Genomic DNA, 15320 nt, shown 5'->3' with positions numbered 1-15320 from the left:
CTTCATAGCCTTGCGCACTGAAGATTGGCAAACGGGGCCGAAGGACGGGGCTTGCACCGTTTGGGCGCCCGACCTAGCGCTGAGAGCCATTGCTGATCAGCCGGGGAAGTCCATGTCTCTGCCGCCCGTTTTCGACACTCTGCGCCTGCCGGTCATCGGTGCGCCCCTGTTCATCGTGTCCAATCCGGCGCTGGTGATCGCTCAGTGCAAGGCGGGCGTGGTCGGCAGCTTTCCGGCGCTGAACGCGCGGCCGCAGGCGCAGCTCGACGAATGGCTGCACGAGATCACCGAGGCCCTGGCCGCGCACGATCGCGCCAATCCCGATGCGCCCGCCGCGCCGTTTGCGGTCAATCAGATCGTCCACCGTTCGAACACCCGGTTCGAGGAAGACATGGCGACCTGCGCCAAGTGGAAGGTGCCGATCGTGATCACCTCGCTTGGTGCGCGCGAAGAGCTCAATCAGGCCGTCCATGGCTGGGGCGGGATCACGCTTCACGACGTCATCGACGACCGCTTCGCCCGCAAGGCGATCGAGAAAGGCGCCGACGGCCTGATCGCGGTGGCGGCGGGGGCTGGTGGCCATGCCGGCCGCTGGTCGCCCTTCGCGCTGATCCAGGAAATCCGCAGCTGGTTCGACGGCCCGCTCGCTTTGTCCGGCTCGATCGCCACCGGCGGCGCGATCCTGGCGGCACAGGCCATGGGCGCGGACGTCGCTTATGTCGGCTCACCCTTCATCGCCACCGACGAAGCGCGTGCGGAAGGCGACTACAAGCAGGGCATCGTCGACGGATCGGCCAAGGACATCGTTTATTCGAGCCTGTTCACCGGCGTGCATGGCAATTATCTGCGCTCGTCGATCGAAAAGGCCGGGCTCGATCCCGATAATCTGCCGGAAAGCAGCGCGGAGGCAATGAGCTTCGGCGGTGGCAGCAGCGCCAAGGCGTGGAAGGACATCTGGGGATCCGGCCAGGGCATCGGCGCGATCGATAAGGTCCAGCCCGCCGCCGACCTCATCGCACGGTGGAGCGAGGAATATCGCGCGGCAAGGTCGCGGGTCTGCGGCTAGGCGCGAAAAGCCTCCAGCACCTGTCGCCAATTGTCCGGCCACGGCACCGGACGCCGTCCGGAGCGGTCCACCGCCACGTGGACAAAGCTTCCCGCGGCGGCCGCTTCCTCAGCCCCCTTGGCGAATACGCCCAGATGATAGCGCACGCTGGAGCGACCCAGCTCGACGACGCGCAGGCCGATCTCGACCTCGCCCGGAAAACTGAGCGGCGCGAAATAATCGCAGGCGGTGCCGACCACCAGGCAGATGGGATCGCCGGCCACGATGTCGAGCAGCCCTTCGCCCACCAGAAACGCGTTCACGGCGCTGTCGAACCACTGGTAATAGATCGTATTATTGACGTGCCCGTAGGCATCGTTGTCCGACCAGCGGAGCGAAACGTCGTGCCAGCGCCCAAATGGATCGCGGCGCGGCGGGACCGGGCGGCTCACCAGGCGGCCTCGTACAGGCGCTGGGCGTCGGCTTCGCTGATGGGCACCGGATTGTTCACCAGCAGGCGGGTCTGCTTCATCGCCTCGCGCGCCAGCATCGCGGCTTCCTCCCGCCCAATGCCGTGATCACGAAGCCGCGGCTTGAGGCCGCTGGCGATCACCAGTTCCTCCAGCCGCTCGACCAATTGCGCAGCCGCGGCCTGGGTGCCCAGCGTGGCGACCGCAGGGTCGAGGATGGCGGCGAGTTCGGCATAAGGCTCACGCGCGGCCTCGGCGTTGAAGGACAGTACGGGGCGCAGCATCAGCGCATTGCTGAGGCCGTGCGGCAGATGGTGAATGCCGCCGAGCGGATAGGCGAGCGCATGGACGCCGGCGACCGGGGCGTTGGCGAAAGCCAGCCCGGCGAGGTGCGCGCCGACCAGCATCGCTTCGCGGGCGGCGACATTGCTCGGCTCTTCGCAAACGGTGATCAGGTTGGCCGACAGCAAGCGCAACGCCTCGCGCCCCTGCATGTCCGACACCGGGTTCTTAGCCTTGGCCGAGGTATAGGCCTCGACCGCATGGACCATGGCGTCGATGCCCGTCGCCGCCGTCAGGCCGCGCGGTTTGCCCAGCGTCAGCGAAGCGTCAAGCACGGCGACGTCGGGGATCAGCGGCGCGGCGTTGACGCCCCTCTTTTCCGCGCCTTCGACGGTGATGATCGCCACGGGCGTCGCTTCGGAGCCGGTCCCGGCGGTGGTCGGGACCAATGCCAGCGGCAGGCGCCGCCCCCGCGCCAGCCCCACGCCCCAGATTGTGTCGAGATCGTCGCCCGAGCCGAGGAGATAGGCCGCAAGCTTTGCCACATCCATCGGGCTGCCACCGCCGAAGCCGACGACCGACGTGGCGCCGCCCGCCCGCCCCGCCTCGACCGCTGCCATCAGGGTGGCGCGGCTGGGATCGGCCTCAACGCCATCGAACAGGACCACCTCGCGCTCGCGCTCCAGTTCGGTGAGCAGCGGGTCGAGCAGGCCCATCGTTCGCACCGACCGGTCGGTGACCAGCAGTACGGGGCCGCCCGGAAGAAGGCCCGCAAGCTCAGGCGTGCGGCCGTGGCCGATCAGCAGCCGCGGACCGGGATGGAGGATTTGGCTATTCGTCACATCCGAGCCGTAGCGGCTCAGCGCGGCGCGTTCCAGATGAGGTCGCGTTCGAGCCGGCCCATCAAGGCGCGCGCCGGGCTCGGCACCGGCTGGTCGCTTAATTGCTCCTCGTCGAGGCGGCCAACCCGCTCATACAGGTCGATGCTCGACGAGATCAGCGCCTTGGCGGCGGCGGGAAGCTGCTCCAGCACCTGCGGGTCGCTCGCGCCGGCATGGCCGAGGCGGCGCTCCGGCCGGCGGCCGCAGGTTTCGCTGAGCTCGCCGGTCTCCACCGCGCGCTGGGTCAGCAGCCAGGCGATGATGTGCATCAACCGGGTGGTCACCTTGAGCGATTCGCAGGCGAAGCCGACCCGTACGAAGGGGTCGAGCGCGTCGCGATCCGCGCGACTGGCGGTGTCGAAATAGGTCCGCGCCTCGTCGGCCAGCAGCATCGCCTCGGTGTACAGGCTTTCCACCAGGCGCGGCGTGATGCGGCTGCCTGCTGTTGCGGCTTCGGAGTTGGACACGTCTTTCATAGGCGGCTCACCATAAGCGCAGGGGCTCGGGAGAGGAAAGCCGCAGCGGCGTTCCGGCTCCCGCGCGTCCCGATGCGGGACGATCTCACGCGATGATGTCCGGGACGCAGTCGTCGAGTAGCGCCTGGATTTCGTCCTTGAGCCGAAGCTTGCGCTTCTTCATGCGCGCCACGGCCAGCATATCGTCGCCCGCCGCGATCCGCGCCGCGATCTCGGCGTCGAGGATGCGGTGTTCGGTGCGAAGCGCCTGCAATCGCTCGGTGGGCTGGTCGTCGTTCATTCCGAACCGTTACCGCAAAGCTGCGAAGAAGGAGTAAGCGCCAGCGCGCCAAAACGCAGGCTTCGCGCGGCGGGTGGCGCAAATTGCGCGGGACAAACGGGCCGATTCATGGTTTTCTCTTGTGGCTGTCACACCAATGAAAGGGAATGACGCACGATGGAAAAGGCTCACGTCGAGGCACTCGAATCAAAGCATGCCGCAATCCAGTCACAGATTGACGCGGAAGAGCGGCGACCCAACCCCGACGACATCCTTCTTCACCAACTCAAGAAAGAGAAGCTCCGCCTCAAGGACGAAATGCTCGGCCTGACGGTGCATTGAGCTGACAAACCGCCTCCCTGTCGCTCGCGCGGCGGGGAGGTGCCAGTCGGAACCGCGACTTCCCTTCTGCAGGGTAGCGCCGCCGATCAATCGTCGCGGCTGACTTTTTCGATCCGCTCGTGACGCTCCTGCGATTCGAGCGTCATGGTCGCGATTGGGCGCGCTTCCAGCCGACCAAGGCTGATCGGTTCGCCGGTGACTTCGCAATAGCCATATTCGCCCGCGTAGAGGCGGCGGATGGCGGCGTCGATCTTGGCGATCAGCTTGCGCTGGCGGTCGCGGGTGCGAAGCTCGATTCCCCAATCGGTTTCGCTGGAAGCCCGGTCGGCAAGGTCGGGTTCGCGCAGCGTGTCGACCTGGAGCTGAGCCATGGTCGCCCGGCTTTCCTCAACGATCGCTTCCTTCCAGGCGCGCAGCTTGGCGAGAAAATAAGCCCGCTGGGTCGACCCCATGAATTCTTCCTCGTCGCTTGGGCGATAGCCGTCGGGGAGGATGATGCGGTCAAACGGTTCCGGTGTGTCGTACACGTCACTCAAAGCGGTAGCCATTTTCCCCTCCCCAAACGGGTCGGAGACCGGCGGCATGGTCACCATGGCGCGCCGGTACCAACCCAAAGCACACCCGCCGCTTGCCCCTGCTCAGACGCAGGACCGCAAGGAGCGATCACAAGGCATTTCCGGAGCTTAGCTCCATCAACAAGCCCACTTCGAGCTCTGCCGCGCCTCTACTTAAAGCCAAGGTCGTGAACAAGCGCTGAAACAGCTTTCGCTCACCATGTTGCCAAAATAACGCAACCTTCGGGTCGCCGGTGGAGGTTGCACCGCAGCATTGGCTTCGCGCATAGCGAGGCCATGCGCATTCTCCTTACCAACGATGACGGGGTGAACGCCTCGGGCCTGAAGCTGCTCGAGGAGGTCGCCAGCGCCTTTACCGACGACCTGTGGATCGTCGCACCGGCCGAGGAGCAGTCAGGCACCGGCCATTCGCTGACCCTGACCCGCCCGGTCCGCCTTCGCCGGCTTGGCGAGCGGCGCTTTGCGGTGGCGGGAACGCCGACCGATTCGGTGCTGATGGCGCTGTTCCACCTGATGCCCGACGAGCGACCGGACGTGATCATCTCCGGGATCAATCGCGGCGCCAATCTGGCCGAGGACGTGACCTACAGCGGCACGGTCTCGGCCGCGATGGAAGGGGCGCTGGCCGGGGTGCGCTCGATCGCGCTGAGCCAGGTCTATGCCCGCGAAGGCATGGGCGACACCGTGCCCTTCGCCGCCGCGCAGCATTGGGCGCCGCGCGTGCTCGAGCAATTGCTGCAAATCCCGCACGCGCCCGGCACATTGGTCAACGTCAACTTCCCGGCGCTGGCACCCGAAGAGGTCAAGGGCATCAAGGTCGTCCGCCAGGGGATCCGCGATTACGGCCGCACCCGCATCGTCCAGCGGACCGACCCGCGCGGCTATCCTTATTACTGGTTCGGGCTCGGCCCTTCGATCGAGACGCCCGGCCACCAGACCGACCTCGAGGCGATCGCCGACGGGCATGTGTCGGTCACCCCGCTCCACCTCGACCTGACGCACGACGCATCGCTGCAGGCGCTGGCGGATCGCTTCGCCAACCGATGAGCTTCGACCCCGCGGTCTGGTTCGAGATCAAGGAGTTCGTGCGGCACGCTACGGGCTGGCCGATGGACACGCTGCATGTGATGGGCGGCGTGGTCCTTCAGCTGATAGTCGCCGCGCTGCTGCGCACCTCGCTGGCGAGCAAATGGCCGTGGCTGATCGTGCTCGGGCTGGAGCTTGCCAACGAAGCCTATGACCTGTGGCTGGAGCGCTGGCCTTCCCTGGCGATGCAGCTTGGCGAGGGGGCGCGGGATCTTCTCGGCACCATGCTCTTGCCCACTCTCCTCTGGTGGATTGCCAGCCGCCACCCGCGACTCCTCGGCGGTCGGCGGCGGTGAGCCCGCTCCGGTCGTTGCGATCGGTGCTCGGCGCGCTGTCGGCCGGCGGACGGCGGCGGCTGGCGCTGCTTGCCGCGCTTACCGTCATCGGCGGATTGTTCGAGTTCGCGCTGCTTGCCAGCCTGGTCGCTTTGCTTCGCCAGTGGCTCGGCGGGACGGCGGGCGCGGCGGAGACAGGTTCCATCCTGCTGTTCGTCGGCGCGGTGCTGGCGACGGGTGTGATCCGCTTCGCCCTGCTGGTGCTGACCCAGCGGCTGGCCCTCGACACAGGGCACCGGCTGATCGTCGCGGTGCAACGTCGGGTGCTTGCGCGCGACTGGCCGACCCATGTCGCCGCCCACACCAGCGGTCCGCTCGCCGCGATCGAGTTTGCCGAGCAATGGCTTTACGGAGTGTTGCTTCCGCTGCTGCAGGCCGGCGCCGCGGCGGTCCTCGCGCTCGGCATTCTGGCTGCTCTCCTGTGGTACGACGCCCCCATCGCGCTCGCCGCCGCGGGTTTGCTCGTAGCCCTGTTCGCCGGCGCCAATCTCCTCGTGCGCACAAGCATGAGGCGGTCGGGGGCCGCGTTTGGCGACGGCTATGAGGAGCGGATCGCGGCGGTGCAGCACAACGTCGGCGCGATGCGCGAACTGATCCTTGCCGGCGCGCGCGCCGCCGCCGCCAAGCGTTTCACCCGGATCGATCGCGAGTTCGCCGACGCCCGCACCCGGATGCTTATCGCGCAAGGCGTGCCGCGTATCCTGGTCGAGAGCGTCGGACTTGCCGCGTTGGCGCTTGCCGCCTGGTGGCTGGCGCAGCGCGGCGGGGGGCTGATCGCGGCACTCCCCTCGCTCGCCGCCCTGGGGCTCGGGGCGCAGCGCTTGCTTCCGCTTCTTCAGACGATCAATCACAGCCTCAACGCCCTGACCTCGACCGGGGCGATCCAGCAACGGATGGCGGCAATGCTGGCCGAGCCCGATCTCGATCTCTCACCGCCACCGCCGCCCCTGCCCTTCACCGCGACCCTCGCGCTTCAAGACGTCGATTTCATCTATCCGGGACGCAACGAGCCGGCGCTTGCGGGCATCGACCTCTTCCTTCGCCGCGGCGAGCGGATCGCGCTGGTCGGGCCCAACGGCAGTGGCAAGAGCACGCTTGCCGATCTGGTCATGGGGCTGCTTCTCCCCTCGCGCGGTGAGGTGCTGGTTGACGGCCGGGCGTTGCAGCCTGCCGACGTGCCTTCGTGGCAGCGCAATGTCGCGCATGTGCCGCAGGCGCCGTTCGTCGCCGATGCCACTCTCATCGCCAACATCGCCTTCATGGACCCCGCGCCCGACCGCGGGCGGGTCGATGAAGCGGTGCGGCTCGCCGGGCTGGACGATCTTGTCGCCGCGCTGCCGCGGGGCCTCGAAACCCGCGTCGGCGATCGCGGGCAATTGCTGTCGGGCGGCCAGCGCCAGCGGCTCGCGCTGGCCCGGGCGCTCTACGCCCCGGCGCCGCTGCTAGTGCTGGACGAAGCAACCAGTGCGCTCGATCCCGCATCCGAAGCGCATGTGCTTCGCGCGCTCGACGAATTGCAACAGCGCGGCACCACCATCCTCGTCATCGCGCACCGCGAGACGATGCTCGCCGGCTGCGACCGGGTGCTGCGGCTGGAGCGCGGGCGGCTGGTCTAGGCGGCGTCGGACAGGCCGGTCGAGCCTTGCGCGTCCAGCCAGCTTTCGAACATCAGGATCGACCACAAGGCAACCGTGCTGTCGCGGTGGCCGGCCTGATGTTCGGCATAGCGGCCGCGGATCGCAGCGACATCGAACAGGCCGTCGCGGCGAAGGCGTTCTTCCGACAAAAGGTCGTCCGCCCAGCTTTTGAGCGGTCCGCGCAGCCATTCGCCAACAGGAATGCCGAAGCCCGCCTTGGGCCGGTCGGTCAGTTCGCGCGGCACATGGCGGTCGAGGATCTTGCGGATGATGAGCTTGCCGCGGCCGTCGGCGATCTTCATCCCGATCGAGATCCGCGCCGCCACCGCCGCCAGCCGATGGTCAAGGAACGGCACGCGGGTCTCGAGGCTGACCGCCATCGACGCGCGATCGACCTTGCACAGGATGTCGTCGGGGAGATAGCCGAGCGCATCGCCGACCATCATTCGCTCGGCCGGGCTGGCGCCTGCGAGCGAAAACGGCACGTCCGGCACGGGCGCGGCGCCTAGCACCGGGCTGCGCTCGAACGCCCATTCGTCGATAAAGGCGCGGTAGATGTCGTCGGGGCCTTGCGCGTGGGTCGCGACGCGCAAGCCCTTGGCGATGCGCGCGGCGCCGCTGCCGCGCGGGCCGTTGCGGACGAGCAGCTCGAACCACCGCTGCGGCAGGCTGCCGAGTGGTTTGCCGAGGGCTCGAAGGCCCGCCGGAATGGGCTGCAAGCGCTTCCACATCGCCGGGCCGATGACGTGGCGGTTGTAGCCGCCGAACAATTCATCGCCGCCGTCGCCGGTCAGCGCCACGGTCACGCCGGCCTTGGCAAAGCGGCTGACCAAATAGGTCGGAATCTGCGAGCTGTCGGCGAACGGCTCGTCGTACATGGAGGGGAGGAGCGGCAGCACTTCCATCGCCTCGTGCGGCGTCACGTAAAGTTCGTGATGCTCGGTGCCGAGATGCGCGGCGACCGCCTTGGCATGGGGCGCTTCGTCGAAGCCCGCTTCGGTGAAGCCGATCGAATAGGTGCGGACGGGGCGGCCCGACACCTGCTGGTAAAGCGCGACCACGGTGGAGCTGTCGAACCCACCCGACAGAAAGGCGCCCACCGGCACGTCGGCCACCGCCTGATCGGCGATCGCCTGGCGCAAGGCGGCTTCGGCGGCGTCGAGCGCGTCGGATTCGCTGGCGATCGGATCGGCGAGGCCCGCCGCGACGACCGCTGGATAATCGTAATAACGGGTCAAGCGCAGCCCCTGCCCTGCTTCGCCCACGCGTGGCGGTTCGGTCCGGGTAGCAGCGGCGGGGGTCACTTCGAGGATGCAGCCCGGCAGCAGCTTGAAGATGCCGCGATAGATGGAGAGCGGCGCCGGAATGTAGGACCGGGCGCACAGGCCCGCGACCGCTTCCCGGTCGATCTCGCCGACGAAGCCCGGCAGGATTCGCAGCGATTTCAGCTCGGACGCGAAGGCAAGATCCTTGCCGATCCACCCGTAATATAACGGCTTCTCGCCGAACCGGTCGCGCACGAGGCTGAGTGTCCGGGTTTCCCGGTCCCACACGGCAATCGCGAACATCCCCGCCGCGCGTTCCAGCGTCGCGGTCAGGCCCCAATGCGCGATACCCTCGGCCAGCGTTTCGGTATCGCTATGCCCGCGCCAGCCGCCATCCGGCGTCGCGCTCGCGGCATCGAGCTCTGCACGCAGGTCGCGGTGGTTATAGACCTCGCCATTGTAGCTCAGCACATAGCGGCCGTTGGACGAGACCATCGGCTGCGCGCCCTGGGGGCTTAGGTCCACGATCGCCAGGCGGCGATGCGCAAGGCCGATGCCTGCCTCGCGGTCGGCCCACACGCCGCCCGCGTCGGGCCCGCGATGCCTGATCGGACCGGCCATCGCCTCAAGCAGCCGTTCGTCACCCGCCGAGGGGCCCAGCAATCCCGCGATACCGCACATGGCCACAGCCTCTACCCGCCGCTGTCGTGGCAGGGAAGCGGGCTGGCCAGCGGCGTTCGCCCCCGCTAGTGCCCGGCAAAACAGGGAAGAGAATAAGGAATACGATGCGCATCTGCATGATCGGCACCGGCTATGTGGGCCTGGTTTCTGGAGCCTGCTTCGCGGATTTCGGCCATGACGTGACCTGCGTCGACAAGATGCCCGAAAAGATCGAAGGCCTGCTCGCGGGCAAGATGCCGATCTGGGAGCCGGGGCTCGAGGCGTTGGTCAAGCACAACGCCGAGCATGGCCGCCTCAAGTTCACCACCGATCTTGCCGAGGGGATCCGCGACGCCGACGCGGTATTCATCGCGGTCGGCACTCCCGCCCGCCGTGGCGACGGTCATGCGGACCTCAGCTTCGTCTATGCCGCGGCCAAGGAGATTGCCGGCGCGCTGACCCGCAAGGCGGTGGTGGTGACCAAGTCAACCGTCCCGGTCGGCACCGGGGATGAGATCACCCGCATCTTGCTGGAAAACGGCGCGCCCGAAGGTACCAGCGTCGCGTCCAACCCCGAGTTCTTGCGCGAAGGCGCCGCCATCCGCGACTTCAAGATTCCCGACCGGATCGTGGTCGGCGCCGAAGACGAGTTCGCCCGCGAGGTATTGCGCGAGGTCTATCGCCCGCTGTTCCTGAACAAAGCTCCAATCCTGTTCACCGGCCGCCGCACGGCCGAACTGATCAAATATGCCGCCAACGCCTTTCTCGCGACCAAGATCAGCTTCATCAACGAGATCGCGGACCTCTGCGAAGCGGTCGGCGCCGACGTGCAGGAAGTCAGCCGCGGGATCGGCCTCGACAATCGCATCGGGCCCAAGTTCCTGCACGCCGGACCCGGTTATGGCGGAAGCTGCTTCCCCAAGGACACGCTGGCGCTTCTTCAGACCGCCGAAAAGGAGGGTGTGGGCATGCGCATCGTCAATTCGGTCGTCGAGGTGAACGATGCCCGCAAGGCTGCGATGGCCGACCGCGTGCGCGAGGCGATCGGCGGCGAGCTCACGGGCAAGAAGGTCGGGGTGCTGGGTCTGACCTTCAAGCCCAACACCGACGACATGCGCGACGCGCCGAGCCTCGCCCTGATCAAGCGGCTGCAGGAAGGCGGCGCGGAAGTGATCGCGTTCGATCCCGTCGGCCGCGAGCAGGCCGAACCGATGCTGCCGGGCGTCACCTTCGCTGAGGACGCCTACAAAGTCGCGGCCGGGGCCGACGCTTTGGTGCTGGTCACCGAATGGGACGAATTCCGCGCGCTCGACCTGCGCCGTCTCGCCGGCACCATGCGTTCCAAGCATCTTATCGACCTGCGCAACGTCTACGACCGCGCGGACGTCGAGCGGGCCGGCCTCTCCTACCGCGGCATCGGGCGCGGCGAGCGGCAGGGCTGATCGACCGGCATGGCGGTTCTCGTCACGGGCGCGGCGGGCTTTATCGGGATGCATGTCGCCCGCGCCCTGCTCGCCCGCGGCGAGCGCGTGATCGGGATCGACAATCTCAACGATTATTACGACCCGGCGCTGAAGCAGGCCCGGCTGGCCGAGCTTGACCGGCGGGGCGGCGATTTCACCTTTCACCAGCTCGATTTCGCCGATGCCGAGGCGCTGGAAGCGGCACTCGCCGGCGCGGAGATCGACCGCATCGTGCATCTCGGGGCGCAGGCCGGGGTCCGCTACAGCCTCGAAGCGCCGGCGACCTACATCCGCTCCAACCTCGTCGGCCATGCCAACATCCTCGAACTGGCGCGGCAGCGCGAGGTCGGCCATCTCGTCTATGCCAGCTCCTCCTCGGTCTATGGCGGCGGGACGACCCTGCCGATGTCGGTCGACCAGCGCGCCGACCGGCCCCTGTCGCTTTATGCCGCGACCAAGAAATCGGACGAGCTGCTCAGCGAAAGCTACGCCCACCTGTTCGCCCTGCCGCAGACGGGCCTGCGCTTCTTCACCGTCTATGGTCCGTGGGGGCGGCCCGACATGGCGATGTGGCTATTCACCGACGCGATCCTCGCCGGGCGTCCGATCAAGCTGTTCAATCACGGCCGGATGCGGCGCGATTTTACCTTCATCGACGACATCGTCGACGGCCTGATCCGCACCCTCGACCGCCCGCCCGCCGCCGACGGCAGCGCGAAGCCCGGCGGAAGCCACAGCGCTCACGCCATCTACAATATCGGCAACAGTCGCTCGGAAGAACTCGGCCGCCTCGTCTCGCTGATCGAGCAGGCGACCGGCCGCACTGCCATCGTCGATTATGCCGAGATGCAGCCCGGCGACATGACCGACACCTTCGCCGACACCAGCGCCATCGCTGGCGATACGGGATTCCTAGCCCGGACCAGCCTCGACGAAGGCGTGCCGCGCTTCGTAGAGTGGTTCCGCCACTATCATAATCGCTGAAACCCTCTCCATTTTGGAGAGGGATTGCCACCTCCCCCCCGGTCTCTAGAAGCGGCGGCAGAGTCCTTCCGGAGTGCCGCTTTACCCTGCCAACCCTTCCTGCCGGCTGCCGGATCATCGACTTCGCCCTGCGCGGGGACGAGCGCGGTGGGCTGGTCGCGCTGGAAGAGGGCAAGGACGTGCCCTTCGACATCCGCCGCGCTTATTATATTTTCGGCACGCTGGAAGGTGTCAGCCGCGGCTTTCATGCGCATCGCCACTTGCAGCAGATCATCATGGCGGTGAGCGGGTCGTGCGAGATCCTGCTCGACGACGGCACGCAGCAAGTCCGCGTGACCCTCGACCGTCCCGACCGCGGACTAACTCTGCCGCCGATGGTCTGGCACGAGATGCACGACTTTTCGCCCGGCTGCGTACTGCTGGTGCTGGCCGACGACCATTACGACGAAGCCGATTATATTCGTAACCACGACGATTTTCTGGCGCTGGTCGAAGGCGCGGCGGGGTGAGCGTGCCCTTTCTCGATCTCGGCGCCGCCTACCACGCGCTGCAAACGGATATCGACGCGGCGGTCGCGCGGACGCTTGGGTCCGGCTGGTACATCGGCGGCCCGGAGGTCGCGTCCTTCGAACAGGCGTTCGCAGCCTCGGTCGATGCGGCGCATTGTGTCGGGGTCGCCAATGGCCTCGATGCGCTGCACCTTGCCTTGCGCGCGCTGGGGATCGGTCCCGGCGACGAGGTGATTACCGCCAGCAACAGCTATATCGCGACCCTGCTCGCAATCAGCATGGTGGGGGCGACCCCGGTGCTGGTCGAACCCCACGAGCGCACGCACAACCTCGATCCGGCCAAGATCGAGGCGGCGATCACGATCCGTACCCGCGCGCTTCTTCCCACGCATCTCTACGGCCAGCCCGCCGACCTCAATCCCATGCTGGAGATTGCCGAGCGGCACGGTCTGAAGCTGATCGAAGACGCGGCGCAGGCGCATGGCGCGCGCTACAAGGAACGCCCGGTCGGCGCGTACGGCCATGTCGTGTGCTGGAGTTTTTACCCGAGCAAGAACCTCGGCGCGCTGGGCGACGCTGGAGCGGTGACGACCAACGATGCCGAGCTTGCCGACCGCATCCGCACGCTCGGCAATTACGGCAGTCACCGGCGCTATGTGAACGAGGTGCGCGGGGTGAACAGCCGCCTCGATCCGGTTCAGGCCGCGGTGCTTGGCGTCAAGCTGAAGCATCTTGCCGAGTGGAACGAGCGCCGGCGAGTGACCGCGAATTTCTATCTCGACGCCTTGGTTGAGACGAACCTCGTCCTGCCCGAGGTGCCCGCATGGGCCGACCCTTGCTGGCACCTTTTCGTAGTTCGCAGCCCCGAGCGCGACCGGCTGCAGGCGCAATTGGCCGAAGCGGGCATTCAGACCCTCATCCACTATCCCATCCCGCCGCACCGCCAGCAGGCCTATGCCGACCTCGGCTACGGCGAAGGCGCCTTCCCCATCGCCGAACGGCTGGCGGACGAGGTGCTGAGCCTGCCGATCGGTCCGCACCTCGCGCGAGAGCAGGCCGAGCTGGTGGTCGAGGCCGTCCGCCGGGCCGCCGCAACGTGATCGATCCCGCCGCCCAGATCCATCCGCGCGCCGAGGTCCAGCCCGATGCCAAGATCGGCGCCCGCACCCGCGTGTGGCAATTCGCCATCGTCCTGAGCGGCGCGCGGATCGGCGCGGATTGCAATCTCAACGCCCACACCCTGGTCGAAGGCGGCGCGGTGATCGGCGACCGGGTGACGCTGAAGTGCGGGGTTTATGTCTGGGACGGGATCACGCTCGAGGACGATGTGTTCTGCGGCGCCAACGCCACGTTCACCAACGACAAGCAGCCCCGCTCGCGCCAGCATCCGGCCGACTATGCCCGTACCGTGATCGAACGCGGGGCGTCGATCGGGGCGGGAGCGGTCATCCTCCCCGGGCTTCGTATCGGCGCGGGTGCGATGATCGGAGCAGGCGCCGTCGTTACCCGCGATGTCCCGCCGGGCGAGACATGGGTCGGTAATCCGGCGAGACGGCTGGCGTGAGCGCGGGCGCGGCGCCGACCAGCGAACAATCCTCCTATCGCCGCATCCTGACGTCGACCTCTATCGTCGGCGGCGCCACCGTCGGAACCATCCTTATCGGCATCGTTCGGGTGAAGCTTCTCGCCCTGATGGTCGGCCCCGCCGGTATCGGGCTGATGGGCATTCTCGCCAATGTCAGCGGTCTCGTTTCGGCGGTGCTTGGCCTTGGACTTTCGGCGGCCGCGGTGCGCGAAATCGCCGCGGCGCCGTCACCGCGGCAACAGGCCACGGTCCGCCATGCGCTGTGGCTCGCCACCATTCCCCTCGCGTTCCTTGGCGCAGCGGGGCTGTGGTTCTTCCGGGACGCCGCGACGCGGCTGGCCGCCGACGATCCCTCGCTGGCCTTTCTGGTCGGTCTGTCGGGATTGGCGGTCGCCTTCTCCATCCTCGGCGCCGCCCAGCAAGGGGTTCTGCAGGGGCTGCAGCGGATTAAGGCGCTGAGTATGGTCAAGGTCGGCGGCGCGCTGCTAGCGACGCTGATCGCCCTTCCCGCCGTCTACTCCCTCGGGCAAACGGGCATCCTGATCGCGGTCGTCGCGGTGCCCTTGGCGACCTGGCTTGTCGCCATCGCGGTCGCTCCCAGGGAATTGCCGCGTGCCCCAGCGACTTCGCGGACTGGCATCGGCCGCGAATGGAAGGCGCTTCTTCGGCTCGGGGTACCGCTTACCATTACCTCCGTCGCTCAGTTGCTCTCGCTTGCCGCGGTGCGTGCGGTGGTGGCGCGCGACGGCGGCACCGAAGCGGCGGGCCTGTTCCAGGCGGTGATCGCAATCACCTCGATGAACATCACCCTGGTGCTGGGCGCGATGGCCGCGGACTATTTTCCGCGCATCAGCGCCGCCGCAATGGATAGCGCCGAGCGGTCCCGGATCGTCAATCAGCAGCTACATTCGGCCTTGCTGCTCGCCGCGCCGCTGATCGTCGGCATGATCGGAGCGGCGCCTCTGGTGCTTTCGCTCCTTTATTCCCAGGCTTTTCAGGGCGCCGAATGGATGCTCCGGTGGCAGCTCCTCGGCGATCTCCTCAAGATCGCCGGATGGGCGCTCGGCTTTGTACTGCTGACCAGCGACAATCGCCGCGCCTTCATGGCGGTCGAGTTCCTCTACACCGCCGTGCTCGTCGCCTCGTCGTTCCTGCTGGTTCCGACCTTCGGACTGACCGGCGCCGGCATGGCCTACGCCCTTTCCTATTTGGTCTATGCCGGTGTGCTTCTGATCGTCTGCGCCCGCGGATTTTCGGTTTCTATCGACGCCGGCAACAGAAAGCTGCTGCTGGCGCTCGTCGGGGCGGGCGCCGCCCTCATGGTCCTTGCGAGCTGGAATTTCTGGGTCGCAGCCCTTGCCGCGATCCTTGCCGCGGGCGTGCTTGCCCTCGTCGCCGTGCGAAGCCTGAGCGCGCGCGCCGGGATCAGGATACGGCTGCCGGGTCGATGACCCCGACGCGTCCGT

The 15320-nt window shown here is 67.3% G+C and carries 17 protein-coding genes; 11 read left to right on the top strand and 6 right to left on the bottom strand.

The window, feature by feature from the left end; genetic code table 11:
• Positions 1 to 112: 112 nt before the first annotated feature.
• A complete protein-coding gene (locus V6R86_RS09120; protein WP_338503932.1) occupies positions 113 to 1066 on the top strand; it encodes a nitronate monooxygenase family protein in 954 nt (317 codons plus the stop codon).
• Here V6R86_RS09120 and V6R86_RS09115 read toward each other — a convergent pair.
• From V6R86_RS09115 to V6R86_RS09100, 4 genes are all read right to left on the bottom strand, one after another.
• Positions 1063 to 1497 (bottom strand): thioesterase family protein, encoded by a 435-nt coding sequence (locus V6R86_RS09115; protein ID WP_338503930.1) that lies wholly within the window; start codon positions 1495 to 1497, stop codon positions 1063 to 1065. The genes V6R86_RS09120 and V6R86_RS09115 overlap by 4 nt on opposite strands.
• Positions 1494 to 2639: an iron-containing alcohol dehydrogenase gene (locus V6R86_RS09110; RefSeq protein ID WP_338503928.1), complete on the bottom strand. Its 1146-nt coding sequence runs from the start codon at positions 2637 to 2639 to the stop codon at positions 1494 to 1496. Before V6R86_RS09110 ends, V6R86_RS09115 begins: the two co-directional genes overlap by 4 nt.
• A 17-nt stretch (positions 2640 to 2656) precedes the next feature.
• Complete coding sequence (locus V6R86_RS09105) at positions 2657 to 3145, bottom strand: DUF1465 family protein (protein ID WP_338503926.1); 489 nt, start codon at positions 3143 to 3145, stop codon at positions 2657 to 2659.
• Between the two features lie 94 nt (positions 3146 to 3239).
• Entirely contained in the window at positions 3240 to 3434 is a 195-nt protein-coding gene (locus V6R86_RS09100; protein WP_338503924.1) for a YdcH family protein, read from the bottom strand.
• 156 nt (positions 3435 to 3590) lie between these two features.
• On the opposite strand from V6R86_RS09100, the gene V6R86_RS09095 reads away from it, so the two are divergent.
• Positions 3591 to 3755: a YdcH family protein gene (locus V6R86_RS09095; protein WP_338503922.1), complete on the top strand. Its 165-nt coding sequence runs from the start codon at positions 3591 to 3593 to the stop codon at positions 3753 to 3755.
• An 86-nt stretch (positions 3756 to 3841) separates the two neighbouring features.
• Here V6R86_RS09095 and dksA read toward each other — a convergent pair whose 3' ends face one another.
• Positions 3842 to 4303 (bottom strand): RNA polymerase-binding protein DksA, encoded by a 462-nt coding sequence (gene dksA / locus V6R86_RS09090; RefSeq protein ID WP_338503920.1) that lies wholly within the window; start codon positions 4301 to 4303, stop codon positions 3842 to 3844.
• 303 nt (positions 4304 to 4606) lie between these two features.
• On the opposite strand from dksA, the gene surE reads away from it, so the two are divergent.
• From surE to V6R86_RS09075, 3 genes are read left to right on the top strand one after another with little or no spacing between them, the layout of a single operon-like run.
• Positions 4607 to 5377, top strand: coding sequence for a 5'/3'-nucleotidase SurE (gene surE / locus V6R86_RS09085; RefSeq protein ID WP_338503919.1), 771 nt, complete (start codon positions 4607 to 4609; stop codon positions 5375 to 5377).
• Positions 5374 to 5712: a hypothetical protein gene (locus tag V6R86_RS09080; protein WP_338503917.1), complete on the top strand. Its 339-nt coding sequence runs from the start codon at positions 5374 to 5376 to the stop codon at positions 5710 to 5712. The genes surE and V6R86_RS09080 overlap by 4 nt, the downstream gene beginning before the upstream one ends.
• Entirely contained in the window at positions 5709 to 7367 is a 1659-nt protein-coding gene (locus tag V6R86_RS09075; RefSeq protein ID WP_338503915.1) for an ABC transporter ATP-binding protein, read from the top strand. The genes V6R86_RS09080 and V6R86_RS09075 overlap by 4 nt, the downstream gene beginning before the upstream one ends.
• Here V6R86_RS09075 and asnB read toward each other — a convergent pair.
• Entirely contained in the window at positions 7364 to 9334 is a 1971-nt protein-coding gene (asnB, locus tag V6R86_RS09070) for an asparagine synthase (glutamine-hydrolyzing) (protein WP_338503913.1), read from the bottom strand. The genes V6R86_RS09075 and asnB overlap by 4 nt on opposite strands.
• Before the next feature lie 104 nt (positions 9335 to 9438).
• Here asnB and V6R86_RS09065 point away from each other — a divergent pair, with 104 nt between their 5' ends.
• The 6 genes from V6R86_RS09065 to V6R86_RS09040 are packed head-to-tail and all read left to right on the top strand — an operon-like array spanning position 9439 to position 15305.
• A complete protein-coding gene (locus V6R86_RS09065) occupies positions 9439 to 10755 on the top strand; it encodes a UDP-glucose/GDP-mannose dehydrogenase family protein (protein ID WP_338503911.1) in 1317 nt (438 codons plus the stop codon).
• Between the two features lie 9 nt (positions 10756 to 10764).
• Entirely contained in the window at positions 10765 to 11760 is a 996-nt protein-coding gene (locus V6R86_RS09060; RefSeq protein WP_338503909.1) for an SDR family NAD(P)-dependent oxidoreductase, read from the top strand.
• Positions 11757 to 12269: an FdtA/QdtA family cupin domain-containing protein gene (locus V6R86_RS09055; protein WP_338505459.1), complete on the top strand. Its 513-nt coding sequence runs from the start codon at positions 11757 to 11759 to the stop codon at positions 12267 to 12269. Before V6R86_RS09060 ends, V6R86_RS09055 begins: the two co-directional genes overlap by 4 nt.
• A complete protein-coding gene (locus tag V6R86_RS09050) occupies positions 12266 to 13369 on the top strand; it encodes a DegT/DnrJ/EryC1/StrS family aminotransferase (protein ID WP_338503907.1) in 1104 nt (367 codons plus the stop codon). The genes V6R86_RS09055 and V6R86_RS09050 overlap by 4 nt, the downstream gene beginning before the upstream one ends.
• Positions 13366 to 13833 (top strand): N-acetyltransferase, encoded by a 468-nt coding sequence (locus V6R86_RS09045; RefSeq protein WP_338503905.1) that lies wholly within the window; start codon positions 13366 to 13368, stop codon positions 13831 to 13833. Before V6R86_RS09050 ends, V6R86_RS09045 begins: the two co-directional genes overlap by 4 nt.
• Positions 13830 to 15305 carry an oligosaccharide flippase family protein gene (locus tag V6R86_RS09040; RefSeq protein ID WP_338503904.1) on the top strand — a complete coding sequence of 492 codons (1476 nt, stop codon included), beginning with the start codon at positions 13830 to 13832 and terminating at the stop codon, positions 15303 to 15305. Before V6R86_RS09045 ends, V6R86_RS09040 begins: the two co-directional genes overlap by 4 nt.
• The last annotated feature ends 15 nt before the right edge of the window (positions 15306 to 15320 follow it).

Origin of the sequence: Sphingomonas kaistensis, assembly GCF_036884275.1 — a bacterium.
GTDB lineage: Bacteria > Pseudomonadota > Alphaproteobacteria > Sphingomonadales > Sphingomonadaceae > Sphingomicrobium > Sphingomicrobium kaistense_A.
Note: the sequence above shows the minus strand (reverse complement) of the source record. Positions and strands in the feature narration are given on the sequence as shown.